17 protein-coding genes are annotated in these 25,246 nt (G+C 61.4%); 9 read left to right on the top strand and 8 right to left on the bottom strand.

The genetic code is table 11. The annotated features are described in order from the left end of the window. Positions 1–246: 246 nt before the first annotated feature. From UIA24_RS11010 to aceE, 5 genes are all read right to left on the bottom strand, one after another. Positions 247–879 (bottom strand): glutathione S-transferase, encoded by a 633-nt coding sequence (locus UIA24_RS11010; protein WP_102052204.1) that lies wholly within the window; start codon positions 877–879, stop codon positions 247–249. Positions 880–888: 9 nt separating this feature from the next. Further along, on the bottom strand, positions 889–1,551 hold the full coding sequence (msrA, locus tag UIA24_RS11005) for a peptide-methionine (S)-S-oxide reductase MsrA (protein ID WP_102052203.1): 663 nt from the start codon (positions 1,549–1,551) through the stop codon (positions 889–891). Positions 1,552–1,639: 88 nt separating this feature from the next. Continuing rightward, on the bottom strand, positions 1,640–4,333 hold the full coding sequence (locus tag UIA24_RS11000; protein WP_330522847.1) for a putative bifunctional diguanylate cyclase/phosphodiesterase: 2,694 nt from the start codon (positions 4,331–4,333) through the stop codon (positions 1,640–1,642). Between the two features lie 339 nt (positions 4,334–4,672). Then, entirely contained in the window at positions 4,673–6,304 is a 1,632-nt protein-coding gene (gene aceF, locus UIA24_RS10995) for a dihydrolipoyllysine-residue acetyltransferase (protein WP_330522846.1), read from the bottom strand. A 13-nt stretch (positions 6,305–6,317) separates the two neighbouring features. After that, positions 6,318–8,963 carry a pyruvate dehydrogenase (acetyl-transferring), homodimeric type gene (gene aceE, locus UIA24_RS10990; RefSeq protein WP_065760764.1) on the bottom strand — a complete coding sequence of 882 codons (2,646 nt, stop codon included), beginning with the start codon at positions 8,961–8,963 and terminating at the stop codon, positions 6,318–6,320. 386 nt (positions 8,964–9,349) lie between these two features. On the opposite strand from aceE, the gene glnE reads away from it, so the two are divergent. The 8 genes from glnE to UIA24_RS10950 all read left to right on the top strand — a co-directional run bounded on the left by glnE (position 9,350) and on the right by UIA24_RS10950 (position 19,382). Further along, positions 9,350–12,280 (top strand): bifunctional [glutamate--ammonia ligase]-adenylyl-L-tyrosine phosphorylase/[glutamate--ammonia-ligase] adenylyltransferase, encoded by a 2,931-nt coding sequence (glnE, locus tag UIA24_RS10985; RefSeq protein WP_065760763.1) that lies wholly within the window; start codon positions 9,350–9,352, stop codon positions 12,278–12,280. A gap of 144 nt (positions 12,281–12,424) precedes the next feature. Beyond that, complete coding sequence (gene waaF, locus UIA24_RS10980) at positions 12,425–13,474, top strand: lipopolysaccharide heptosyltransferase II (RefSeq protein ID WP_065760762.1); 1,050 nt, start codon at positions 12,425–12,427, stop codon at positions 13,472–13,474. Beyond that, positions 13,475–14,533 carry a lipopolysaccharide heptosyltransferase I gene (gene waaC, locus UIA24_RS10975; protein WP_065760761.1) on the top strand — a complete coding sequence of 353 codons (1,059 nt, stop codon included), beginning with the start codon at positions 13,475–13,477 and terminating at the stop codon, positions 14,531–14,533. Then, positions 14,533–15,657 (top strand): glycosyltransferase family 4 protein, encoded by a 1,125-nt coding sequence (locus tag UIA24_RS10970; RefSeq protein WP_330522845.1) that lies wholly within the window; start codon positions 14,533–14,535, stop codon positions 15,655–15,657. The genes waaC and UIA24_RS10970 overlap by 1 nt, the downstream gene beginning before the upstream one ends. Then, positions 15,654–16,460 (top strand): lipopolysaccharide core heptose(I) kinase RfaP, encoded by an 807-nt coding sequence (gene rfaP, locus UIA24_RS10965; RefSeq protein ID WP_102052199.1) that lies wholly within the window; start codon positions 15,654–15,656, stop codon positions 16,458–16,460. Before UIA24_RS10970 ends, rfaP begins: the two co-directional genes overlap by 4 nt. After that, positions 16,460–17,194: a lipopolysaccharide kinase InaA family protein gene (locus UIA24_RS10960; protein ID WP_102052198.1), complete on the top strand. Its 735-nt coding sequence runs from the start codon at positions 16,460–16,462 to the stop codon at positions 17,192–17,194. The genes rfaP and UIA24_RS10960 overlap by 1 nt, the downstream gene beginning before the upstream one ends. Next, positions 17,191–17,943, top strand: coding sequence for a lipopolysaccharide kinase InaA family protein (locus UIA24_RS10955; RefSeq protein ID WP_102052197.1), 753 nt, complete (start codon positions 17,191–17,193; stop codon positions 17,941–17,943). Before UIA24_RS10960 ends, UIA24_RS10955 begins: the two co-directional genes overlap by 4 nt. Beyond that, positions 17,943–19,382: a lipopolysaccharide kinase InaA family protein gene (locus tag UIA24_RS10950; protein ID WP_330522844.1), complete on the top strand. Its 1,440-nt coding sequence runs from the start codon at positions 17,943–17,945 to the stop codon at positions 19,380–19,382. The genes UIA24_RS10955 and UIA24_RS10950 overlap by 1 nt, the downstream gene beginning before the upstream one ends. 16 nt (positions 19,383–19,398) lie before the next feature. Here the strand turns inward: UIA24_RS10950 and UIA24_RS10945 are convergent, their stop codons facing one another. Then, positions 19,399–20,109: a 3'-5' exonuclease gene (locus UIA24_RS10945; RefSeq protein ID WP_065760755.1), complete on the bottom strand. Its 711-nt coding sequence runs from the start codon at positions 20,107–20,109 to the stop codon at positions 19,399–19,401. Next, complete coding sequence (locus tag UIA24_RS10940; protein WP_065760770.1) at positions 20,106–22,043, bottom strand: DUF294 nucleotidyltransferase-like domain-containing protein; 1,938 nt, start codon at positions 22,041–22,043, stop codon at positions 20,106–20,108. The genes UIA24_RS10945 and UIA24_RS10940 overlap by 4 nt, the downstream gene beginning before the upstream one ends. 246 nt (positions 22,044–22,289) lie before the next feature. Between UIA24_RS10940 and UIA24_RS10935 the strand changes: the two genes are divergently transcribed. Next, a complete protein-coding gene (locus tag UIA24_RS10935; RefSeq protein ID WP_330522843.1) occupies positions 22,290–22,736 on the top strand; it encodes a response regulator in 447 nt (148 codons plus the stop codon). Between the two features lie 64 nt (positions 22,737–22,800). On the opposite strand, the gene UIA24_RS10930 is transcribed toward UIA24_RS10935, so the two are convergent. Further along, a complete protein-coding gene (locus tag UIA24_RS10930) occupies positions 22,801–24,978 on the bottom strand; it encodes a malate synthase G (RefSeq protein WP_330522842.1) in 2,178 nt (725 codons plus the stop codon). Positions 24,979–25,246 lie beyond the last annotated feature (268 nt).

Below are 25,246 nucleotides of genomic sequence, written 5' to 3'. Positions count from 1 at the left end.
CGCGAGTTCGCGGTGTTTGCATCGCGGGCAAGCCCGGCTCCTACAGGTTACGCGGGCTCTGTTGGAGCTGACTTGCCTGCGATGGCGTCGGTGGGGTGCCCGTGAGTTCGCGGCGTCTGCATCGCGGGCAAGCCCGGCTCCTACAGGCTGGCGCGGGATCTGTTGGAGCAGGCTTGCCTGCGATGACGTCGGTGGGGTGATCGCGGGCAAGCCCGGCTCCCACAGGTATCGCAGGCAGGCCGCCGATCAGGCCTTGGGTGGTTCAGTGGCCTGGAGTGATGGCCGCTGGCTGACGTCAGCGTACCAGGCCGCCAGTTTCGGTTGAGCACTGCGCCAGCCGAACTGTGGCATGCGCAGGTCGAGGTAACCCAAGGCACAGGCGACACCAATGGCTGCGACGTCGAATGCCGCGCTGAGTTCAGCGATGTGCGCCTGTTCCAGTTGGGCCAGGCCGCGCCGGATCTTCTCCTGTTGTGCATCGACCCAGGCATCCCAGCGCTTTTCTTCCGGACGCAGGAAGGTCTCGTAGCGGGTCAGCACGGCTGCCTCGGCAATTGCGTCAGCCAGTGAGGCAACGGTCAGGCGCTGCCAGCGTGCGGAGCCCTCACGTGGGATCAGTGGGTTGCCGACATGCTGCAGGTCGAGGTACTCGAAGATCACCCGGCTGTCATGCAGCACCGAGCCGTCCGCCAGGCGCAGGGCCGGGATTTTCCCGGCCGGGTTGCCTTGGTTCAGCGTCGCGTCGGGCTGGGTCGGGCTGATGTTGACGCTCTGCAGCGCGACCCGGTCCAGTTGCCCGGTTTCGTGCAGCAAGACCATGATCTTGCGGACGAACGGCGAGAACGGCGAGTAAAACAGCGTCATGCTCGGTGCGGACATGTCAGTTCCTCAGTTGTTTTGCAGGCTGGGCGGCATGCAGATGCCTGTACCGCCGATGCCGCAGTAGCCATTCGGGTTCTTGGCCAGGTACTGCTGGTGGTAGGCTTCGGCGAAGTACACGATCGAGTGCTCGGCGATTTCAGTGGTGATGGTGCCCCGACCGGCCTTGGTCAGTTCGGCCTGGTACACGTGCTTGCTGGCCAGGGCCTGTTCCAGCTGGCTAGGGGTGGTGGTATAGATCACCGAGCGATACTGCGTGCCAATGTCATTGCCCTGGCGCATCCCCTGTGTTGGGTCATGCAGCTCCCAGAACATCGTTAGCAGTTCCTGGTAGCTGACCTTTTCCGGCTCATAGACAACCAGCACCACTTCAGCGTGGCCGGTCAGGCCAGAGCAGACTTCCTCGTAGGTCGGGTTCGGTGTGACGCCACCCGCGTAACCTACCACTGTGCTGACCACGCCTTCGCGTTGCCAGAAACGGCGTTCTGCCCCCCAGAAGCAACCCAGGCCGAAAATGGCGAATTCCACATTGCCCGTGAACGGCCCCAGCAGTGGATTGCCGTTGACGAAGTGATACTCGGGTAAGGTCACGTGTTGTTCGCGGCCCGGCAGGGCCTGCTTTTCAGTCGGTAGCGTGCTTTTGTTTGTCAGGATTTCAGAGCGCAAGACCATGAACCCACTCCTCTATGTCAGATGGGACGGCCGCGAGGCGGCGTCGATAAGGCTTAGACCTGTAGTGTGCCCGAGTGTTACACGGCTGTCAGGCGATTGGGCCGCGTGGGTAGCGCTTGAGTTTATCCAGCAGCTCGTGGCCGGAGATGGGCCGGTCAAACAGGTAACCCTGGCCGACATCGCAACGGTGCCTGCGCAGAAATGCCAATTGCTCAGCGGTCTCGATGCCTTCGGCAACCACCTTGAGCTTGAGGTTGTGGGCCATGGCGACCACGGCTGAGGTGATCTCCATGTCGTCCTGGTTGTCGGGAATTTCGTTGATGAAGCTGCGGTCGATCTTGATGATGTCGATCGGGAACTTCTTCAGGTAGCTCAGTGACGAGTAGCCGGTGCCGAAGTCGTCCATGGCCAGGGTCAGGCCCAACCGCTTGAGCTCGTCGAGTTGGCGGTGAGTGTCTTCGGTGGCTTCAAGCAACAGGCCTTCGGTCAACTCCAGTTCCAGGAGGTGCGGCGGCAGGGCTTCCTCTTTGAGGATTTTGGCAATCGAGGCGACCAGGTCCGGGTCGGAGAACTGCTTGGGTGACAGGTTGATGGCCACTTGCAGGTTGCCCAGGCCTTCGCTTGCCAGCTCCTGGCTCATGCGGCAGGCTTGACGGGCGATCCACTTGCCGATTGGAATGATCAGGCCGGTTTCTTCGGCGACGCTGATGAACTGGTCTGGGCGAATCATGCCCTTTTCCGGATGGTTCCAGCGCAGCAGCGCCTCCATGCCCAGCAGGCGACCGCTGCGCAGGCAGACCTTAGGCTGGTAGAACACTTCCAGTTCGTTCTGGGTCAGCGCCCGGCGCAGGTTGTTCTCGACAAACAGTTTGTAGCTGGCTTCGGCGTTGAGCGCTTCGGTGAAAACCTGGACCTGATGCTTGCCGTTGGCTTTGGCCTTGTGCAGCGCAAGCCCGGCATTCTTCATCAGGGTTTGCGGGTCGCGCCCGTGCAGCGGTGCGCAGGCCAGGCCGACCGAGGCGGTGACGTTGATCAACTGGTTATCGACAAACAGTGGCTTGTCGAGGGTCTTGAGCAACTGTTGCGCAACCTGCTGGCCACCCTCCATGTCGGTATCGTCGAGCAGTACGGCAAATTCGTTACTGGCAAACCGCGCCAGGCTGCCACCGGGGCTCAGGCTGTTGCGCAGGCGTCGGGCCAGGCTGATCAGCAGTTTGTCGCCGGTCTGATGACCAAGGCTGTCATTGATCCGCTTGAAGTTGTCGATGTCCACCAGCAACAGGCTGATCTTGCGGTCGCTGTCGCAGTTAAATCGCTCGTCCAGGTTTCGGATAAATGAGGGCCGGTTGCCCAGGGTGGTCAGGTTGTCGGTGTAGGCCAGGCGTTCGATACGCTGTTGGGCCAGCTTGGTTTGGGTGATGTCTTCGTAGATGCCGATGTAGTGGGTCAGTTCGCGGTTATCGCCATAGACCTTGGAGATCGACAACTGTCCCCAGTACGGCTCAAGGTTCTTGCGCCGGCTTTTGAACTCGCCTTGCCAACTGTTGTTCATGGCCAGGCTGGAGGGCGCATCGAAGAGCAGGTCGTTGAGGTTTTCCAGGGCCGGCAGCTCTGACAGGCGGTGGCCATGGACCTCTTCGGCGCTGTACTGGGTGATCGCCGTGAAGCTTGGGTTTACGTACTCGACCACGCCATCGCGGTTGACCAGCAGGAAGGCGTTGGCGCTTTGCTCCACGGCGCGCTGGAACAGGTGCAGGGCACTGGTGGCCGTGCGGCGGTTGTGGTTGTTGATGACCTGGGCGAACTGGTCGGCCAACTCGCCAGCAAAGGCGAGTTCGTCCGACTGCCAGGTGCGTGTCGAGCCTCTATGCTCCAGGCACAGCACACCGACCACCTGCCCGTCGATGCGGATACTGGCATCGAGCATGGCGCTGATGTTGTGCTGGCGCAGGTGATCAACCAGCTCGCGGGTGCGCGGATCGTGGTTGGCATTGTGGGCGTCGATGGCACGGCTGGTGTGCAGGGCTTCCAGGTAGTTGGGGAACTGGCTGGCGTCGAACGCTTCGGGCAGGCGGTATTCCTGGGTATCGCGGTAGTAGGCCGAGATAGGCTCCAGGCGCTGGTCTTCCAGGTTCCAGATGCTTGCGCAGTCGACCTTGTAGATCTCGCAGGCGCTGCGGGTGATCAGTTCGGCGGCCTCCTGCAGCGAGTTGCCGGCGCTGTAACGCTGTCGGGCCAGGCGCAGGATCAGGTCCTGCTGGGCGCGCACCCGCTCCAGATGCTCGAGCTGTTCCTGTTGCGCTTGCTGGTTGAGTTGCAGGGCGATCTGCAGGCGGTTGTTACGGGTTTCCAGTTCGCTGGGCGAAAGCTCTGGGCTATCGCCAGGCTGCCCGTCGATTACCAGCAAGTAGCCGCGCAACAGGTGCCGATTGTGCTGTTTGTACGCTTCGCCAACTTCCAGCAGGTGCAGCGGCCCTACGCTTGTGTGCAGCGTGTAGCGCACCAGGTAATGGTTGCGCTGGCTCAGTTGCAGCTCAATGGCGTCGTGCAGTTTGTAGCGCGCCTCAGGCTCCATCAGGCTCGCGTAAGGCGAACCGATCAGGGCGCAGAGGTCGACGGCAGGCATGCCGAACTGGCGTTCGCAGCTCGGGTCGAGAAACAGCATGGCCCAACTGGCTTCATTCAGCCGCTCGAAACGCAGCATGCCGAGCCGCGAAGGCACGGGCAATTGCGTTACTACCTCGGCCACCATACGGCTGGCGGCATCGGGTTGGCTTTTCATGGAGAGCTCGCTTCAAAGGTACGAATGCGCAGTGGCCTGGAACTCGTGGAAAAATGCGTGCCGCAAGGTTGCATCATGCCGTGCTGGCTGACAAGCGCAACACGTGGTTACGACTTTTCAGGTTATCGGCCGTATCGACAGTTTCTGAAGCGAGGGGGCGTTGGGGCGAGGGGCATGGGGGCTGTGGCCTGGACAGCTCTACGAGCACTCGGCCATTACGGCTGCAACACACAAGTAACAGGCAAAAAAAGCCCCGCCAAATTGGCGGGGTTGAGGTACGAGCGTGGCAGCTCGAAAAAGGGTCTGTCTCCCCCGGCAGAGGGAGACAGGGTGTAGCGATTACAGCAGCATGGTGCGGATGTCGGCCAGCAGGTCGCTCAGACGCTTGGTGAAGCGTGCTGCTGCGGCGCCGTTGATCACGCGGTGATCGTAGGACAGCGACAGCGGCAGCATCAGCTTCGGCTGGAAGGCTTTGCCATCCCAGACTGGCTGGATGGTGGCCTTGGAGACACCGAGGATCGCCACTTCCGGCGCGTTGACGATCGGCGTGAAGCCGGTGCCGCCAATGTGTCCGAGGCTGGAGATGGTGAAGCAGGCGCCCTGCATGTCATCAGCCGAGAGCTTCTTGGTCCGGGCTTTTTCAGCCAAGGCCGCAGCCTCACCAGCCAGTTGCAGCAGGCTCTTCTGGTCGACGTTCTTGATGACCGGAACCAGCAGACCATCCGGGGTGTCCACGGCAAAGCCGATGTTCACGTATTTCTTGCGCAGGATGGCCTTGCCGCTTGGTGCCAGCGAGCTGTTGAAGTCTGGCAGTTCCTTGAGCAGGTGTGCACAGGCTTTGAGCAGCAGTGGCAGCACGGTCAGCTTGACGCCCGCTTTCTCGGCGACGGCTTTCTGCGCAACGCGGAAGGCTTCCAGTTCGGTGATGTCGGCCGAGTCGAACTGGGTAACGTGAGGCACGTTCAGCCAGCTGCGGTGCAGGTTGGTGGCACCAACCTGCATCAGGCGCGTCATCGCCACTTCCTCGACTTCGCCGAAACGGCTGAAGTCGACTTCCGGGATCGGCGGGATGCCTGCACCACCGGTTGCACCGGCGGCAGGCGCTTCCTTGGCCTTCTGCATCATGGCCTTGACGTACGCCTGCACGTCTTCCTTGAGGACACGACCGTGCGGGCCGCTGGCCGAAACAGCGTTCAGCTCGACGCCGAATTCGCGGGCCAGTTGACGCACGGCAGGGCCGGCGTGAACCTTGGCACCGTTGTTGGCAGCCGGAGCGGCGACAGGTGCCACCTCGACCTTGGCCGCCGCTGCTGGCGCTGCAGCAGGTGCTGCAGCTGGAGCCGCTTCGGCCTTGGCGGGTGCTGCGGCCGGCGCCGGGGCGGCAGCCGGAGCTGCGCCTGCAACCTTCAGCTTCAGGATCAGGTCGCCAGTGCCGACTTCGTCGTCCAGCTTGGCGATGATCGCTTCGACCACGCCAGCAGCAGGCGATGGAATCTCCATGCTTGCCTTGTCCGATTCCAGGGTGATCAGCGACTGGTCAGCTGCGACGCTGTCGCCGACCTTGACCAGTACTTCGATGATCTTGGCCTTGCCCGAGGAGCCGATGTCCGGAACATGGATGTCCTGAACAGTGGCAGCCGCAGGTGCAGCTGCTGGCGCGGCTGCGGCGACTGGCGCTGCAGCAGGTGCCGGGGCGGCTGCAGGTGCTGCGGCCGGAGCCTCAGGCGCCGCAGCGGCGCCCTCGACTTCCAGTTCCATCAGCTCGTCGCCTTCTTTCAGGCGATCACCCAGCTTGACCTTCAGGGCCTTGATCACGCCGGCTTTCGGAGCCGGGATCTCCATGGAGGCCTTGTCGGACTCCAGGGTCAGCAGGCTCTGGTCGGCTTCAATGCGGTCGCCAACTTTGACGAACAGCTCAATGATTTCACCTTCACCGCTGCCGATGTCAGGTACGCGAATGAGTTCGCTCACTTAGAAATACTCCTCAGCAGTCCAGTGGGTTGCGTTTTTCCGGGTCGATGCCGAAACGGGCGATGGCTTCAGCCACCACTTTCGGTTCGATATCGCCACGGTCGGCCAAGGCTTCCAGGGCAGCCAGCACTACGAAGTTGCGGTCGACTTCGAAGAAGTGACGCAGTTTCTTGCGGCTGTCGCTGCGACCGAAGCCATCGGTACCCAGGACTTTGAATTCTTTGCTCGGTACCCACTGACGAATCTGCTCGGCGAACAGTTTCATGTAGTCGGTGGAGGCAATGACCGGGCCCTTACGGCCAGCCAAGCACTCTTCGACGTAGGTAGTCTTCGGCTTCTGGCCAGGGTGCAGGCGGTTGCTGCGCTCTACGGCCAGGCCGTCGCGACGCAGTTCGTTGAAGCTGGTAACGCTCCAGACATCAGCGCCGACGTTGAACTCTTCACGCAGGATCTTCGCCGCTTCGCGTACTTCACGCAGGATGGTGCCGGAGCCCATCAGTTGAACGTGGTGCGCCGCTTCGCGGGTGTCTTCCTCGAGCAGGTACATGCCCTTGATGATGCCTTCCTCGACACCGGCCGGCATGGCTGGCTGGGTGTAGGCTTCGTTCATCACGGTGATGTAGTAGAAGATGTCCTGCTGCTCTTCCATCATCTGGCGCATGCCCTCGCGGATGATTACCGCCAGTTCATAGCCATAGGTCGGGTCGTAGGTGCGGCAGTTCGGGATGGTGCCAGCCAGCATGTGGCTGTGACCGTCTTCGTGCTGCAGGCCTTCGCCGTTGAGCGTGGTGCGACCGGCGGTACCGCCGATCAGGAAGCCACGGGTGCGGCTGTCGCCAGCGGCCCAGGCCAGGTCGCCGATACGTTGGAAGCCGAACATCGAGTAGAAGATGTAGAACGGCAGCATCGGCTGGTTGTGGCAGCTGTACGAGGTACCGGCAGCGATGAAGGAGGACATGGCGCCCGCTTCGTTGATGCCTTCCTCGAGGATCTGGCCCTTCTTGTCTTCGCGGTAGAACATCACCTGGTCTTTATCGACTGGCTCGTAGAGCTGGCCGACCGAGGAGTAGATGCCCAACTGACGGAACATGCCTTCCATACCGAAGGTACGGGCTTCGTCCGGGATGATCGGCACGATGCGCTGGCCGACTTCCTTGTCCTTGACCAGTTGCGCGAGGATCCGCACGAAGGCCATGGTGGTGGAGATTTCACGGTCGCCCGAGCCGTCCAGGATTGCCTTGAGGGTTTCCAGTGGCGGCGTCGGGATGCTGAAGCTCTTGGCGCGACGCTGAGGCACGAAACCACCCAGGGCGGCACGGCGCTCGCTCAGGTAACGGGCTTCGGCGCTGCCTTCTTCCGGTTTGAAGAACGGCAGGTTTTCCAGCTCGTCATCCTTGACCGGGATGTCGAAGCGGTCGCGGAACAGCCGCAGGCTGTCGATGTCGACCTTCTTGGTGTTGTGCGCGGTGTTCTTGGCTTCGCCTGCACCGGTGCCGTAACCCTTGATGGTCTTGGCCAGGATGACAGTCGGCTGGTCTTTGTGGTTGACCGCCTGATGGTAGGCTGCATAGACCTTGTACGGGTCGTGGCCACCACGGTTGAGCTTCCAGATCTCGTCGTCGGACAGGTCTTCGACCATGGCCTTGAGTTCTGGGGTGTTGAAGAAGTGCTCACGGACGAACGCGCCGTCCTTGGCCTTGTAGTTCTGGTACTCGCCGTCGATGACTTCGTCCATGCGGCGCTGCAGGATACCGTGGGTGTCCTTGGCCAGCAGTGGGTCCCAGAAACGGCCCCAGACGACTTTGTTGACGTTCCAGCCACCGCCACGGAACACGCCTTCGAGTTCCTGGATGATCTTGCCGTTGCCGCGAACCGGGCCGTCGAGGCGCTGCAGGTTGCAGTTGATGACGAAGATCAGGTTGTCCAGCTTCTCGCGGCCGGCCAGGGCGATTGCGCCCAGGGATTCCGGCTCGTCGCACTCGCCGTCACCCATGAAGCACCAGACTTTCTGCTTGCCTTCAGGGATGTAGCCACGGCTTTCCAGGTACTTCATGAAGCGTGCCTGGTAGATCGCCTGGATTGGGCCCAGGCCCATCGAAACAGTCGGGAACTGCCAGAAGTCAGGCATCAGCCATGGGTGCGGGTACGACGACAGGCCATTGCCATCGACTTCCTGGCGGAAGTTGTTCATCTGATCTTCGCTGATGCGGCCTTCCATGAACGCGCGGGCGTAGACGCCCGGCGAGGCGTGGCCCTGGAAGAAGATCAGGTCGCCGCCGTGTTCATCGGTCGGGGCCTGGAAGAAGTAGTTGAAGCCAATGTCATACAGGGTGGCACTGGAGGCGAAGCTGGAGATGTGGCCGCCCAGATCCGAGTCTTTCAGGTTGGTACGCATTACCATGGCCAGCGCGTTCCAGCGCACCAGCGAGCGAATGCGGCGTTCCATGAACAGGTCGCCAGGCATGCGTGCTTCGTGGGTGACGGGAATGGTATTGCGGTATGGCGTGGTGATGGCATATGGCAGCTGCGAACCACTACGGGTTGCCAGCTCGCCCATACGGGTCATCAGGTAGTGAGCGCGGTCTTCGCCTTCTTTGTCGAGAACCGACTCCAGGGCGTCCAGCCATTCCTGGGTTTCGACGGGATCGAGGTCTTGCATGGCTTGCTCCAGGGCGGAAAGGCTACCAGAATCGGTGGCCTGAGTTTTTTGGCGCCTGGCCTTGTGGGCAGGCGACATGAATTCTTGGATTACCGGATAGGGTCCCGGCGCTGTGTAGTTTTACTACAAATCAATCGGCATTTCATGCTTTTGAGGCGAAATGATAGTAGTAAAACTACAGAAAAATGGCTCGTGGCCTCTGCTCGGGTTGTGGGAAAAATCGATACGGGTGGTAAAAGCTCCGTCATCAAAGGGTTTGCTGCGATGTTTTCTACCAAGAAATCGGTTTTTTCAGCTATTTATAACTTTTGTACGACAGTCTGTCCGAGGCCTTGTTTTACGTGCCTTGCAGCCCACCACTTTTTCACGCCGTTCAAGGATAGACCATGAGCTTGCCTTCGCTGGCCGAGTTGCCCGCTTCCTTCGCGCCGCTGGTCGAGCGCAATAAACAGTCGCTGCGCAGTGCGGTCGCAGACGCTGGCCTGCAACTGGACGACTGGAGCCCAGAACGCTGGCAGCAGTTTGACCGGGTTTGCGCGGCCAGTGACTTTGTCCTGCAACAGGTGCTGCGAGACCCGCAGATGCTCCTGGACCTGCTGGCCAGTGGCGAACTGGACCGCCCGTTCGCTGCCGGTGAGTTGTGCGCCCAGGTGGCTGCAGCGGCCCAGGCGGCCACGACGGAAGACGAGTTGGCGCGCAACCTGCGCCGACAGCGCACGCGCCAGCAGGTACGGATCATATGGCGTGATCTGAATCGCCAGGCCGATCTGGTGCAGACGTGCCGTGACCTTTCCGACCTGGCCGATGCGGCCATCGATCAGGCCTATCAATGGCTGTACCCGCGTCAGTGCCAGCAGTTCGGCACACCCATCGGCCACCGTAGCGGCGAGCCGCAGCACATGGTGGTGCTTGGCATGGGCAAGCTCGGCGCGGTCGAGCTGAACCTGTCTTCGGATATCGACCTGATCTTCGCCTACCCGGAAGGCGGGGAAACCGAAGGGGTCAAACGTTCGCTGGATAATCAGGAGTTCTTTACCCGCCTTGGTCAACGCCTGATCAAGGCGCTGGACCCGGTCACCGTCGACGGTTTCGTATTCCGGGTCGACATGCGTTTGCGCCCTTATGGCTCGGCTGGCGCGCTGGTGCTCAGCTTCAATGCCCTTGAGCAGTACTACCAGGACCAGGGTCGAGACTGGGAACGCTACGCGATGATCAAGGCGCGGGTAGTGGCTGGCGATCAGACCACTGGCGCGCAGTTGCAGGAAATGCTGCGGCCATTCGTTTACCGGCGTTACCTGGACTTCTCGGCGATCGAAGCGCTGCGCACCATGAAGCAGTTGATCCAGCAGGAAGTCCGGCGCAAGGGCATGGCCGACAATATAAAGCTGGGGGCTGGCGGTATCCGCGAGGTCGAATTTATCGCCCAGGCGTTCCAGTTGATTCACGGCGGGCGTGACCTGAGCCTGCAGCAGCGGCCGCTGCTCAAGGTGCTGGCAACCCTTGAAGGGCAGGGCTACCTGCCGCCTGCGGTGGTTGCCGAACTGCGCGAGGGCTATGAGTTCCTGCGTTATACCGAGCATGCCATTCAGGCGATTGCCGACCGCCAGACACAAATGCTGCCTGACAGTGAGCTGGACCGTGCCCGGATCGCCTTTATGCTTGGCTTTGCCGACTGGGCGGCGTTCCATGAACAGTTGATGTACTGGCGTGGGCGCATCGACTGGCATTTCCGTCAGGTCATTGCCGACCCCGACGAGGACAGCGAAGCCGGTGAAGAGGTGGTCGGAGGCGAATGGCTGCCGTTGTGGGAAGAGGTACAGGATGAGGAGGCCGCCTGTCGTCAGTTGCAGGACGCCGGGTTCGTCGACGGGCCGAAGGCGCTGAAACAACTGGCCGGTCTGCGCGCGAGCCCACAGTTGCGTGCCATGCAGCGCCTGGGTCGTGAGCGCCTGGATGCCTTTATTCCACGCCTGCTGGCGCAAGCGGTGGAGCATGCTGATCCCGATCTGGTACTGGAGCGGGTATTGCCGCTCGTCGAGGCGGTGGCGCGGCGTTCCGCCTATCTGGTTCTACTGACTGAAAACCCAGGCGCCTTGCGGCGCTTGCTGACCCTCTGTGCCGCCAGCCCCTGGATTGCCGAGCAGATTGCGCGCTTCCCGCTGCTGCTTGATGAGCTGCTCAATGAAGGTCGCCTGTTCAGCCCGCCTCATGCGCCGGAGCTGGCTGCCGAGCTGCGTGAGCGGCTGACGCGTATTCCCGAGGATGACCTGGAGCAGCAGATGGAGGCGCTGCGGCACTTCAAGCTGGCGCACAGCCTGCGTGTTGCTGCGTCGGAAATTGCCGGCAACCTGCCGTTGATGAAGGTCAGTGACTACCTGACCTGGTTGGCTGAAGCGATCCTCGATCAGGTGCTGGCCTTGGCCTGGCGCCAGACGGTGGCCCGTCATGGCCAGCCTAAACGCAGCGACGGTAGCCTCTGCGATCCGGGCTTCATTATTGTGGGCTACGGCAAGGTGGGCGGTATCGAGTTGGGCCACGGCTCGGACCTGGACCTGGTGTTTATCCATGACGGCGACCCGCAAGCCGAAACCGACGGTGCCAAACCGATCGACAGCGCGCAGTTTTTCACGCGTTTGGGGCAACGGATCATCCACTTGCTGACCACTCAGACCAACTCCGGCCAGTTGTACGATGTCGACATGCGCTTGCGCCCGTCCGGCGCCTCGGGGCTGTTGGTCAGTTCGCTGGGCGCGTTCGAGCGTTATCAGCAGAACGAGGCCTGGACCTGGGAGCATCAGGCGCTGGTGCGTGCCCGTGTGTTGGTCGGGTGCCCGCAGGTCGGCGCAGCGTTCGAGGGCGTACGTGCCCGTATCCTCGGTCAGAGCCGCGACTTGGGTAAACTGCAGACCGAAGTGAGTGAGATGCGCGCCAAGATGCGCGACAACCTCGGGACCAAGGCGACGGCTGCCGGTACGGCGGCCAATGCCTATGACGCCGGTATGCCCTTCGATATCAAGCAGGACGCCGGTGGTATCGTCGATATCGAATTTATGGTGCAATACGCCGCTTTGGCCTGGTCTGACAAGCATCCGGCCTTGCTGCGTTACACCGATAACATCCGCATCCTTGAAGGGCTTGAGGAAGCCGGGCTGATGCCGGTCAGCGATGCGGTGCTGCTGCGTGAGGTCTACAAGGCATTCCGTTCGGCTGCACATCGCCAGGCCTTGCAGAAACAGGCCGGGGTCATCGATGCCGGGCAGTTCGTCAGCGAGCGGCGCGAGGTGCGGCGTATCTGGGCTGAGTTGGGTCTGAAGTGAGGGGTTCGAGCCGTTGATTCAGGCGATGGAAGGCCTGCTGCGACCACATGGCGTACACTGGTCGGATCAAGCCTGATTATAAAGAGGGGAGGCCAGGCTGTTGATGAACAGGCTGCAGCCTCCCTGATCGTTTCTGGATAAAGCATGAGAATTTTGATCATTGGGCCCAGCTGGGTGGGCGACATGGTAATGGCACAGACCCTGTTCCATTGCCTGAAGCAGCATCACCCCGAGTGTGTGATCGATGTGCTGGCACCTGAATGGAGCCGGCCGATCCTTGAGCGTATGCCTGAAGTGCGCAAGGCCTTGAGCTTCCCGCTCGGCCACGGCGTGCTGGAGTTGGCGACCCGTCGGCGTATCGGTAAATCCCTGGCTGGCGAGTACGATCAGGCGATTCTGTTGCCCAATTCGATGAAGTCGGCGCTGGTGCCGTTCTTTGCCGGCATCGCTCGGCGTACCGGCTGGCGTGGCGAGTTCCGCTACGGTCTGCTCAATGATGTGCGCACGCTCGACAAGGCACGCTATCCGTTGATGATCGAGCGCTTCATGGCCCTGGCGTATCCGGCCGGTGCCGAGCTACCCCAACCCTACCCGCGTCCGAACCTGCGCATCGAGGCCGAAAGCCGAGAGGCCGCGCTGGCCAAGTTCGGCCTGAGCCTGGATCGCCCGGTATTGGCCTTGTGCCCTGGCGCCGAGTTTGGTGAGGCCAAGCGTTGGCCGTCCGAGCATTACGCCAAGGTTGCTGAAATCAAGATCCGTGAAGGCTGGCAGGTGTGGCTGTTTGGCTCGAAGAACGACCATGCGGTGGGCGAGTCGATCCGTGAGCGGCTGATCCCTGGGCTGCGCGAGGAATCGACCAACCTCAGTGGCGAAACCTCCCTGGCCGAGGCGATTGACCTGCTGTCCTGCAGTGACGCGGTGGTGTCCAACGACTCTGGCCTGATGCATGTGGCTGCGGCCCTTAACCGTCCGCTGGTGGCGGTTTATGGCTCGACCTCGCCGGGCTTCACCCCGCCGTTGGCCGATCAGGTGGAAATCGTTCGCCTGGGCCTTGAGTGCAGCCCGTGTTTCGAGCGGACCTGCCGCTTTGGTCACTACAATTGCCTGCGCCAGCTGGAGCCGGATGCCGTGGCTGCCGCGCTGCAGCGGTTGAACGGCCCGACGTTGATTGATGTCATGGCCGAGGTCGACTAAGTGCGGGTATTGCTGATCAAGACGTCTTCTCTGGGTGACGTGATTCACGCGTTGCCGGCGCTGACCGATGCGTCCCGGGCGATTCCCGGCATCCGCTTCGACTGGGTGGTCGAAGAGGGTTTCGCCGAGATCCCCAGTTGGCATCCTGCGGTGGACAAGGTCATTCCGGTGGCTATTCGCCGCTGGCGCAAGAACCTCTGGCAGACCTTCAAGAGCGGCGAATGGCGCCAGTTCAAGCAGCGTCTGCGTGAACGCCAGTACGACCTGGTGATCGATGCTCAAGGCTTGGTCAAGAGCGCTTGGTTGACCCGCTACGTCAAGGCGCCGGTAGCTGGCCTTGACCGCTATTCGGCCCGCGAAGGCCTGTCGAGCCGGTTCTATGACCGTCGACTGTCGGTTGCCAATGGCCAGCACGCGGTCGAGCGGGTGCGTCAGCTGTTCGCCTTGTCGCTGGGCTACGACCTGCCTTCCGGTTTGGGTGACTATGGCCTTGATCGTGCCCGCTTGCAGGAAGGCATCGCGGCACCGTTCGTGGTGTTTCTGCATGGCACCACCTGGGACACCAAGCACTGGCCTGAGGCCTACTGGCGGGAGCTGGCCGAGCGCATGGGCCGCCTGCGTGTCGAGGTGCGTCTGCCGTGGGGGAACCCGGCTGAGCGTGCGCGCGCCGAGCGTATTGCCCAAGGGTTGAGCAATGCCAAGGTCTTGCCGAAACTGAATCTGGCCGGTGTCGCCCGGGTGTTGGCGTCGGCTAGGGCCTGTGTGGCGGTAGATACCGGCCTTGGGCACCTGGCGGCAGCGCTGGATGTGCCAACCCTGTCCTTGTTCGGGCCGACCAACCCTGGGCTCACCGGTGCCTATGGCAAGGCGCAGATACACCTGGGGAGCAATTTCCCCTGTGCGCCCTGCCTGCAGAAGAAATGCACCTACAAACCGAGCGCTGACGATCAGCGTCGGTTCGATCTCAAACGCGAGTGGCCGTTGTGTTTCACTCGCTTGAATCCCGAGCACGTCGCGGGCCGATTGAGCGCGCTGCTGCTGGCTGAGGATGTTCGTTGATGCAACTGGCTTTTGTGCTCTACAAGTATTTCCCGTTCGGTGGCCTGCAACGCGACTTCATGCGCATTGCGTTGGAGTGCCAGCGTCGCGGGCACCAGATCCGTGTCTACACGTTGATCTGGGAGGGCGATGTACCTCCGGGCTTTGAAGTGTTGGTGGCGCCGGTCAAGGCGCTGTTCAACCACCGACGCAATGAAAAGCTCAGTGCCTGGATGGCGGCCGACCTGGCCAAACGCCCGGTCGATCGCTTGATCGGTTTCAACAAGATGCCCGGCCTGGACGTTTACTATGCGGCTGACGGCTGCTTCGAGGACAAGGCGCAGACCCTGCGTAACTCGCTGTACCGGCGTTGGGGCCGCTACCGGCATTTTGCCGAGTACGAGCGGGCGGTATTTGCGCCAGAGTCCAAGACTGAAATCTTGATGATCTCCGAAGTGCAACAACCACTGTTCATCAAACACTACGGCACGCCGCTGCAACGTTTCCACTTGCTGCCACCGGGCATCTCCCAGGATCGCCGGGCGCCGGCCAACGCCGCAGAGATTCGTGCGGCGTTTCGCCGTGAGTTCAAGTTGTCGGAAGATGAACTGTTGCTGGTGCAGATCGGTTCGGGTTTCAAGACCAAAGGTGTCGATCGCAGCCTGAAAGCCCTGGCGGCACTGCCTTCGGACTTGCGCAAACGTACCCGGCTGATGGTGATCGGTCAGGACGACCCCAAGGTGTTCCAGCTGCAGAGTACGGCGCTGGGCCTGGGTGAGCACGTGCAGTTTCTCAAGGGGCGCAGCGATATTCCGCGCTTCCTGCTCGGTGCCGACCTGTTGATTCACCCGGCCTACAACGAGAACACCGGGACGGTGTTGCTGGAAGCCCTGGTGGCGGGTTTGCCGGTGCTGGTCTCGGCGGTCTGTGGTTATGCCCATTACATTGCCGAGGCTGACAGCGGCCTGGTACTCGATGAGCCCTTCGAGCAGGAGCAGCTTAACCAGTACCTGCAACGCATGCTTGAAGACAACACCGCTCGCGCCGCTTGGGCGCGTAATGGTTTGGCGTTTGCCGACAGTGCCGACTTGTACAGCATGCCCGAGCATGCCGCCGATGTGATTCTGGCGCAGGAGCGCGCATGAAGCTGAAACTGGCTGAACCCTTCAAGCGCCTGTGGGCCGGGTGCGATGCCTTCGAGGCTGTTGAAGCCTTGCAAGGTCAGGTGTACCGCGAGCTGGAAGGCCGCCGTACCCTGCGCACCGAGGTCGAAGGGCGGGGTTATTTCGTCAAGATTCACCGTGGCATTGGCTGGGGTGAGATCTTCAAGAACCTGTTCACGGCCAAGCTGCCGGTGCTCGGTGCTGGCCAGGAATGGCGCGCCATTGAGCGCCTGCACCAGGTCGGCGTCCCCACCATGACCGCAGTGGCCTATGGTGAGCGTGGCAGCAACCCTGCGACTCAGCACTCGTTCATCGTGACGGAGGAACTGGCGCCCACGGTCAGCCTGGAAGATTTCAGCCTGAACTGGACCCAGCAGCCACCAGAGCCGCGCCTGAAAAGGGCGTTGATTGCCGAAGTGGCGCGCATGACCGGCACCATGCACCGCGCAGGGGTCAATCACCGTGACTGCTACATCTGTCACTTCCTGCTGCACACCGACCGTCCAGTGACGGCGGATGACTTCAAGCTTTCGGTGATCGACCTGCACCGCGCTCAAACCCGCGCGCAGATCTCCCGGCGCTGGCGCGACAAAGACCTGGCAGCGCTGTACTTCTCGGCTCTGGACATTGGCCTGACTCCGCGCGACAAGCTGCGTTTCCTGCGCGGCTATTTTCAGCAGCCATTGCGTCAGGTTCTGGCCGAAGAAGCCGCCTTGTTGCGCTGGCTGGAGGGCAAGGCCCAGAAGCTCTATGCGCGCAAGCAACGGTATGGGGATGCGCTCTGATGGCGGGTTGGACACTTGACCCTGCCTATGCGGCACTCGCAGCCGATTTTGGCAGTATCGATGCGGTCTTCGCGCTTCAGGGTGAGCGCTTGACGCACGATCTGTTGAGCGAGGTGATCCGGGTTCAGCGCGACGGAATCAACTATTACGTCAAACGCTATGTCGGTGCTGGCAAAGGCCTGCGCCGTTACCTCGGGCGCCCACGGATCAAAGCGGAATGGCAGAACCTCAGGCAGTTTGCAAAGTGGAACATCCCTACCGCCGAAGTGATCGCCTGGGGCTTGGAGCGCAACGGCCTGAGTTTTAGCCGCGGGGCGATGATTACCCGTGAGTTGCCGCATACCGAAGACTTGTCGGCGCTGGCGGAACGCCGTGACCCGCGCTTGCGTGACCGCGCCTGGGTTGACCACCTGAGTCAACAGCTGGCGCGGCATACCCGCTGCATGCATGACCAGCGTTTTACCCACAACGACCTTAAGTGGCGCAACCTGCTGGTCGATGATCAGGGCACGTTGTTCCTGATCGACTGCCCGACGGGCGACTTCTGGTGGGGCTTTATGCTGCGCTACCGGATTACAAAGGATTTGGCATGCCTGGATAAAGTGGCCAAGTATCAGTTGTCGGCTACCCAAAGATTGCGCTTCTACCTGCAGTACCGTGGGTGCAAGCGGCTCGATGCGGCGGACAAGCGGCGCATTCGGCATGTTGTCAGGTTTTTTGAGGGACGTGAATGAGCGATTTTCTGGCCAGTGGCGAGTTGGCATTGCTCGCCCGTCATGGCCTGAGCGATTTCGACCAACTTTGGGCACTGCAGCTCGATGCGGTCGATGAGCCCAATACCGGGCGTGGTGGCTGGAGCAGCGTTTACCGCTTGGAGCTTGAGGGGAAGGGCTACTACCTGAAGCGTCAGAGCAACTACCTGACTCGCACCTTGCACCGGCCATTCGGTGAGCCGACGTTTGCCCGCGAGTTTCGCAATATCAGCCGTTACCAGGCCCTGAGCATCCCTGCGTTGCAGGCGGTCTACTACGGTGAGCGGCGTATTCGCGGTGAGCGTCGAGCTATTCTGATGACCCGTGCACTGGACGACTGGAGCGACCTGGAAAGCCTGCTGGAAAAGTGGCCGCAGCTGTCGGCGTCGAAGCGTCAGGGCATTCTTCAGGTGTGTGGACGAGCCGCGCGTAAGCTGCACCGTGCCGGTCAGGTGCATTGCTGCTTCTATCCCAAGCATATTTTTCTGCGTGAGCGCCGTGATGGCTGGCAGGCACGGCTGATTGACCTGGAGAAAACGCGACCGTTGTTGTTTGGCATGCGCGACCGGCTGAAAGACCTGGAACCATTGCTGCGGCGTGCCCAGGCCTGGAGCGAAGGCGATGTGCGTGTGCTGCTGGGGGCTTATCTGAAACAGCCAGCAGACAGCGCTTTGGTCGATAATTGGTTGGAGCGCCTGACGCGCCGCCGCTGTATTAAAGAGGCTCGCTGATGCAATTGTCTGAACTCAAGAGCGCCGGACGTCGCCCGACGCTGCCACTGAGCATTTCCCTGGCCGATGCAGCCGGTGCTGCCGATCTGCAACTGCTCACGCTATTGCGGGTGTTGCCTGGGCAACGCTATGTCGGTGCCGGGGTCTGGCGTGGCAAGCCCGTACTGGCCAAGCTGCTGGTGGGCAACAGCGCTGCGCGGCACTTTCAGCGTGAGCTGGAGGGCGTGCGCTTGCTTGCCGCGCAAGGGCTGACCACGCCGCGGCTGTTGGCAGATGGCCTGCGCGAGGGCGAGGGTGGCTGGCTGCTGTTCGAGTTTCTTGAGGGTGCACTCAGCCTGGCCGACGCCTGGGCCGAAGTGGAGAACCTGCCGTTGCTGGCAGACGAGCAACAGCAGGTGCTGGGCGAGGCACTGGCTGCGGTGGCGCAGATGCATGCCAAGGGCCTTTGGCAGGAAGACCTGCACCTGGACAACCTGTTGCGTCACAACGGCCAGCTGTACCTGATCGACGGTGCCGGTATCAAGGCCGAAACCCCAGGCCAACCGCTGTCGCGTGATCGGGTGCTGCAGAACCTTGGGGTGTTGTTTGCGCAGTTGCCCAAGCGTCTTGAGCCGTACATCGAAGAACTGTTGGTTCATTACCTGTTGGCCAATGGTGAACATGCGCTGGTACTGGAAGCGCTGCAGAAACAGACCGACAAGGTGCGTGCCTGGCGGCTGAAGGACTACCTGGACAAGGCCGGCCGTGAATGCACGCTGTTTAGCGTCGAGCGCGGGCTTTCCGGCTTGCGGGCCGTGCGCCGCGATGAGTTGGCCGCGATGAGCGCTGTGCTGGAGCAGGTCGATACCTTGATCGAACAGGGGCATATGTACAAGACCGGAGGGGCTGCCAGTGTCGCTCGGGTCGAGGTCGATGGCCGTCGTCTGGTGATCAAGCGCTACAACATCAAGAATGCCGCTCACTGGTTCAAGCGCTTCTGGCGTCCGAGCCGTGCCTGGCATTCATGGATTGAAGGGCATCGCCTGGCGTTTCTGGACATCGCCACGCCGAAGCCGTTGGCGGTACTGGAACGGCGGACCTGCGGCTTGCGTGGTCGTGCTTACCTGGTGACCGAGTACATGGACGGGCCTGACCTGGTCGAGTGCTTCGCGCCGTATGTCGAGCGCGGCGACGTGCCTCAGGAGCAGTTGCATGCCCTGCAGCAGTTGTTGGAGCGCTTGATCCATGAGCGCATCAGCCATGGTGACCTGAAGGGGCATAACCTGTTCTGGCAGGATGGTCGTTGGGCGCTGATTGACCTGGATGCGATGAGCCACCATGCGACCCAGCTCAGCTTCGCCCCGGCATTTGCCCGTGACCGGGCGCGGTTGCTGCGCAACTGGCCCACGGACAGCGCCCTGTACCAGCGGCTGGATCGGGAACTGCCGACGCTTGCCTGAGCGTCAGCGTGCTTGCTTAGAAGAGCTGACGCTGCTGCTGACGCCGGCGCCAGCCGTTTAGCCGCTGTTCAAGCGCCAAGGGGCTGTCGATGTGTTGCCGTTTTGCCTGGTTGAACAGGATCAGGGCCAGTTCGGCAGTGACCATGGCGTCGGCACTGGCATGGTGGCGTTCGCTGGCCTCCAGGCCGAAGTAGTAGGTCCAGTCATCAAGCCCGGCTTCACGCAAGGTGGCGTTGGGGTTGAGCTGGGGGGCCAGTTCGGCCACATCGATGAAAGGGTGTTGCAGGCGGTAACCCAGGCTGTCTTTAAGGGCGCGGCTGAGCATGCGCTGATCAAAGGGTGCATGAAAGGCCAGTATCGGGCTTTCGCCAACAAACTCCATCAGGTCAAGCAAGGCTTGCGCGGGGTCGCAACCGGCAGCAATGGCGCTGGGGCCAAGGCCATGGATCAGTACGCTGGGGCTGAGTTTGTGGTCGTGTCGGTGCAGGGTGCGCTCAAACTGTTGGCTGAAGTCGATGGCGCCGTCCTCAATGACTACCGCACCAATCGACAGTACCTGGTCACGGTTGACGTTCAACCCACTGGTCTCCAGGTCGAGAACAACCCAGCGTTGTTCGTCTAGCGGGCGCTCGTCGAGGGCGGCAGCGCCAGGCAATTGTGCCAGGCGCTGCGCTTGTTGTTCGTTAAGGTGGGGCTGGCGGGGACGCAGCCAGGCAAACAGACTCATAACTGGTACCGCAGGGTCAGGCTGGCTTGCAGGCGCTGGGCCTGGCGCAGGGATTCACGCAGGATGCGTCGGTCCAGATGGTTCAGGCTGTCCGGGTCGACGCGGTTGGAGTAGGGCAGGTGATGCCGGGTTTGCAACTGGTGTTGCTGCATCCGGGTCTGCTGGATGAAGTGGTAGGCCTCTTCATAGGCCGCACCGTCCAGCGGGTCGATGACGTCCTTGGCAACCAGTTGGCGCAGGCGCTCCAGGGTGTTGTTGGCGCCGATGCCATTGGCCAGCGCGAGCAGGCGTGCGCCGTCGACGAACGGTGTCAGGCCCTGAACCTTAAGGTCGAGTGTTGCGGCCTTGTCGTCGCCCTGGCGCGTCAGGACGAAGTCCCGGAAACGGCCAACCGGTGGGCGCTGACGCAAGGCGTTTTCGGCCATCATGCGCTGGAACAGACGGTTGTCGGCTACCTGCTCAAGAATGCCCTGACGCAGTTGCTCGCAGGCGCTTTCGTCGCCCCAGACCACCCGAAGGTCAAAGTAGATACTTGAGGCCAGCAGGTTCTCCGGCGTGGCTTCACGAATGAAGGCGGCGAAGCGGCGGGCCCACTCGGCGCGTGAGAGGCACAGCTGTGGATTGCTGGCCATGATGTTGCCTTTGCACAGGGTGAATCCACATTGGGCCAGGCCTTGGTTGATGTGCAGTGCCAGCGGCAACAGCTTGCTGCGGATCTCTTCGGCCTGGGCCGCATCGCGTGCCTCGAAGAGAATGCCGTTGTCCTGGTCGGTATGCAGGGTTTGCTCGCGTCGCCCTTCGCTGCCAAAACACAGCCAACTGAACGGCACACCCGGATCGCCTTTGTCCTGAAGCGCCAACTCGATGACGCGGCAGACCGTATGGTCGTTGAGCAAGGTGATGATCTGGGTAATCTGGGTCGAGGATGCGCCGTGGGCCAGCATGCGCTCGACCAGTTGACCGATCTCGCCGCGCATCGATACCAGGTTCTCGATGCGTGGTGCGTTGCGGATGGTGCGGGCCAGGTGCACCAGATCCACCCGTTGCAGGGAGAACAGGTCACGTTCGGACACCACGCCACACAGGCGTTTGTCTTCCACCAGGCAAACGTGGGCGATGTGCCGCTCGGTCATTGCAATGGCCGCATCGAAGGCACTGGCCTCGGGGCTGAGGAAGAACGGCGCGTGGGTCATGTGCTGTTCGATCGGCGTGGCGAAGTCGGCGCTGGCGTCGGCCACCACCTGGCGAAGGTCGCGCAGGGTGAAGATGCCAATCGGTGCACGCTGGGGGTCGACGATGACGATGCTGCCAACCTGTTGTTCATGCATCAGCCGTACTGCTTCGCGCAGCGCTGTCTCGGGGCCGCAGACCACCGGGTGACGCATTGCCAGCTCACCCAGGCGGGTGTTCAGCGAGTACTGAGTGCCCAGGGTTTCGACGGCCTTGCGCTGGACTTGCTGGTTGACCTGATCCAGCAGGCTGCTGACCCCACGCAGGGCGAAGTCCCGGAACACGTCAGACAGCGTGAACAGACGAATGAACGCGGCTTTAGGTAACCGAAGGCAGAAGGTGTCCTCGGCGGCCAGATGCTCGGTACGGGTCGCACGCTCACCCAGCAGCGCCGCCAGTGGGAAGCACTCGCCACTGGTGATTTCAAAGGTGGTTTCAGTGCCGCGTTTGGCGGTGTGCGGGCGTTCGCCGACCACACGCCCCTGTTTGACGATGTAGAAATGCTCCACAGGCCCATCGGCGGGCTTGATGATACTTTCGTCGGCAGCATAGAAACGCAACTGGCACTGTTCAACCAGATAGGCCAGATGAGCGTTCTCCATCTGGTTGAATGGAGGGAAACGCTGCAGGAACTGCATGGTTCCCTGAATGTTCTGCATGACTGCCGTCTTGCCGGCTTGGGCGAAGGCGTCCATTTTACTCATGTGTTCGACCACATCTCTGGGCTCGGCGGCGCAGCGCCGAAGATTGTTCTTGTCTGCCTCCATGGTCGGTCGCAGGCCCGGCAGTGCCCATTGGACGTAAGTCTAAAAAACGCGGCATAGGCAGGTTGATTGGCGTCAGGAGCGGGCTGCAGGCCATCCATTAAGTGATGAAAGGCAGGTTGCAAGGCGTCCGAATGCAGTCTGAACTTGTTCCAGTGGGCAATTTTCTACGTGCATGGAGCCGTGATGACCGATCATGAAAGTATCTTGAGTGACGCCGAGCGCGAGGCGCTAAGTGCGGTCATGCAGGCACCGGCACCGGCAGCCCTGACAGTATTGATTGTCGATGACCCGCGCAATGCCGCTGACCTGCTGGCTGCGCAGCTCTCCAGCCATGGCGTGCAGTGCCTGGTGCTGGATGACGGCCAAGCGGTACTTCAGCGGCTGAAGAAGGATCGGACAATCGGCCTGCTGATCACGGGCCTGCATATGGCCCCGGTCGATGGCCTGGGGTTGATTCGGTTGATTCGGGGGACGGAACGGGCGGCTTTGCCCATCGTGATTACCTCGGACGAGGCTGATGTGCAGGATGCGATCTCGGCAATGCGCCTGGGCGTAGTGGACTTTCTGCTCGGGCCGATCGATATGGAGGCGTTGCTGGCGCTGGTGCGGCGGGAGTTGGGCGTGAATTGAACGTGAGGCGGCGTGCGTCGCCGCCAGCACCGCCCCCTGGTGGGAGGCAGTGCTGGCGATGGCGTTACAGGCCGTTACGCGCCTTGAACTCGCGCCGACGACGGTGCAGGACCGGCTCGGTGTAGCCGTTCGGCTGCTTGGTACCTTCTACCACCAGTTCGACTGCCGCCTGGAAGGCGATGTTGTTGTCGAAGTCTGGTGCCAGTGGGCGGTACAGCGGGTCGTTGGCGTTCTGCCGGTCAACCACGGGGGCCATGCGCTTGAGGCTCTCCATGACCTGGGCTTCGCTGACGATACCGTGACGCAACCAGTTGGCCAGCAGTTGGCTGGAAATCCGCAGGGTGGCGCGGTCTTCCATCAGGCCTACATCGTTGATGTCCGGCACTTTCGAGCAGCCAACGCCTTGGTCGATCCAGCGCACAACATAACCGAGGATGCCCTGGGCGTTGTTGTCCAGCTCGTTACGGATCTCTTCGTCGGACCAGTTGGTATTGGCGGCCAGCGGGATGGTCAGGATGTCGTCGACCGAAGCCGGTGCACGCTTGGCCAGTTCCGCCTGGCGGGCGAAGACGTCGACCTTGTGATAATGCAGCGCGTGCAGCGCAGCAGCCGTTGGCGACGGCACCCAGGCAGTGTTGGCGCCAGCCAGCGGGTGAGCGATCTTCTGTTCGAGCATGCCGGCCATCAGGTCCGGCATGGCCCACATGCCTTTACCGATCTGTGCACGACCTGACAGGCCAGCGGCCAGACCGATATCGACGTTGGAGTTCTCGTAAGCGCCGATCCACTTCTCGGTTTTCATGTCGCCTTTGCGCACCATGGCGCCAGCCTCCATGGAGGTGTGGATTTCATCGCCGGTGCGATCAAGGAAACCGGTGTTGATGAACACTACACGCTCGCTGGCAGCCTGGATGCAGGCCTTCAGGTTGACCGTGGTACGACGCTCCTCGTCCATGATGCCGACTTTCAGCGTATTACGTTTCAAGCCCAGAACGTCTTCGATGCGACCGAACAGTTCATTGGTAAATGCGGCTTCTTCAGGGCCATGCATTTTCGGCTTCACGATATACACAGAGCCGGTACGGCTGTTCTTGCGGGAGGTGTTGCCGTTGAGGTTGTGCACCGCTGCCAGGTTGGTGATCAGGCCGTCGAGGATGCCCTCTGGTACTTCGTTGCCGTCTTTGTCGAGAATGGCGTCGATGGTCATCAGGTGACCAACGTTACGCACAAACAGCAGCGAACGACCGTGCAGGCTCAACGTGCCACCCTGAGGCGTGCTGTACTCGCGGTCCGGGTTCATGGTGCGGGTGAAGCTCTGGCCACCTTTGCTGACGCTTTCAGACAGGTCGCCTTTCATCAGGCCGAGCCAGTTGCGGTAGACCACCACTTTGTCGTCGGCATCGACCGCAGCGACGGAGTCTTCGCAGTCCATGATGGTGGTCAGGGCAGCTTCGACCAGGATGTCTTTTACACCCGCTGCGTCGGTTTGGCCGACAGGGGTGTTGGCGTCGATCTGGATCTCGAAGTGCAGGCCGTTGTGCTTGAGCAGGATGGCGGTCGGTTTCGCCGCATCACCCTGGAAGCCAATCAGTTGTGCATCATCGCGCAGGCCACTGTTGCTGCCACCTTTGAGGGCGACTACCAGTTTTCCGTTTTCGATACGGTAGGCGGTGGCGTCGACATGGGTGCCGGCTGCCAGTGGCGCGGACTCATCGAGGAAGGCGCGGGCGAAGGCAATGACCTTGTCGCCACGAACCTTGTTGTAGCCTTTGCCTTTTTCCGCGCCACCCGCTTCGCTGATGGCGTCGGTGCCATACAGGGCGTCGTACAGCGAGCCCCAGCGGGCGTTGGATGCGTTCAGGGCAAAGCGCGCATTCATGACCGGAACCACCAGTTGTGGGCCGGCCATGCGAGCGATTTCGTCATCGACGTTTTCGGTGGAAATCTGGAAATCTGCCGCTTCTGGCAGCAGGTAGCCGATTTCCTGAAGGAAGGCTTTGTAGGCCGCAGCATCGTGTGCCTGGCCTTTGCGTGCCTGGTGCCAGGCGTCGATCTTCGCCTGCAGGTCGTCACGTTTGGCCAGGAGGGCTTTGTTCTTTGGAGCGAGGTCGTTGATGATCTTTTCCGCACCCACCCAGAACTGTTCGGCGTTGATACCGGTTCCAGGAATGGCTTCGTTGTTCACGAAGTCGAACAGGACTTTGGCGACCTGAAGGCCACCGACTTGAACGTGTTCAGTCATTGCTTGCCTCACTCTGCTCAGCTATTCAGCTCTTCTATTTAAAGCCTGTAGCGCTTCTCTAAACACGGCACCAGAACTTGCCCGGAGGGCGGCTGGGTGCAGCCTGCCAGGCGTGCTGGCGGGCGGTTGCGTATTTTCACAGGCGCCTTGGCAGACATCGAATCAACGTTTTGTAGTCCGCGCTGCGGCATACTACATGATGCGCGGCGGTTGTGAAAATTAGACTAAATACGTCGTTCTGCGACCGTTTGGTCGCATGGGGTCACGC

It is taken from the genome of Pseudomonas sp. AL 58 (genome assembly GCF_036348395.1).
GTDB classification, from domain to species: Bacteria; Pseudomonadota; Gammaproteobacteria; order Pseudomonadales; family Pseudomonadaceae; genus Aquipseudomonas; species Aquipseudomonas defluvii.
The sequence above is the reverse complement of the archived record's forward strand: the minus strand, read 5'-3'. Positions and strand labels throughout refer to the sequence as shown.

Coding starts and splice junctions, on each gene's coding strand:
- UIA24_RS10930 (WP_330522842.1), bottom strand. CDS start 24,978: ATGACTGAACACGTTCAAGTCGGTGGCCTTCAGGTCGCCAAAGTCCTG.
- aceE (WP_065760764.1), bottom strand. CDS start 8,963: ATGCAAGACCTCGATCCCGTCGAAACCCAGGAATGGCTGGACGCCCTG.
- waaF (WP_065760762.1), top strand. CDS start 12,425: ATGAGAATTTTGATCATTGGGCCCAGCTGGGTGGGCGACATGGTAATG.
- UIA24_RS11000 (WP_330522847.1), bottom strand. CDS start 4,333: ATGAAAAGCCAACCCGATGCCGCCAGCCGTATGGTGGCCGAGGTAGTA.
- UIA24_RS10960 (WP_102052198.1), top strand. CDS start 16,460: ATGGCGGGTTGGACACTTGACCCTGCCTATGCGGCACTCGCAGCCGAT.
- UIA24_RS10945 (WP_065760755.1), bottom strand. CDS start 20,109: ATGAGTCTGTTTGCCTGGCTGCGTCCCCGCCAGCCCCACCTTAACGAA.
- rfaP (WP_102052199.1), top strand. CDS start 15,654: ATGAAGCTGAAACTGGCTGAACCCTTCAAGCGCCTGTGGGCCGGGTGC.
- UIA24_RS10940 (WP_065760770.1), bottom strand. CDS start 22,043: ATGAGTAAAATGGACGCCTTCGCCCAAGCCGGCAAGACGGCAGTCATG.
- UIA24_RS10955 (WP_102052197.1), top strand. CDS start 17,191: ATGAGCGATTTTCTGGCCAGTGGCGAGTTGGCATTGCTCGCCCGTCAT.
- UIA24_RS10935 (WP_330522843.1), top strand. CDS start 22,290: ATGACCGATCATGAAAGTATCTTGAGTGACGCCGAGCGCGAGGCGCTA.
- msrA (WP_102052203.1), bottom strand. CDS start 1,551: ATGGTCTTGCGCTCTGAAATCCTGACAAACAAAAGCACGCTACCGACT.
- glnE (WP_065760763.1), top strand. CDS start 9,350: ATGAGCTTGCCTTCGCTGGCCGAGTTGCCCGCTTCCTTCGCGCCGCTG.
- UIA24_RS10970 (WP_330522845.1), top strand. CDS start 14,533: ATGCAACTGGCTTTTGTGCTCTACAAGTATTTCCCGTTCGGTGGCCTG.
- UIA24_RS10950 (WP_330522844.1), top strand. CDS start 17,943: ATGCAATTGTCTGAACTCAAGAGCGCCGGACGTCGCCCGACGCTGCCA.
- UIA24_RS11010 (WP_102052204.1), bottom strand. CDS start 879: ATGTCCGCACCGAGCATGACGCTGTTTTACTCGCCGTTCTCGCCGTTC.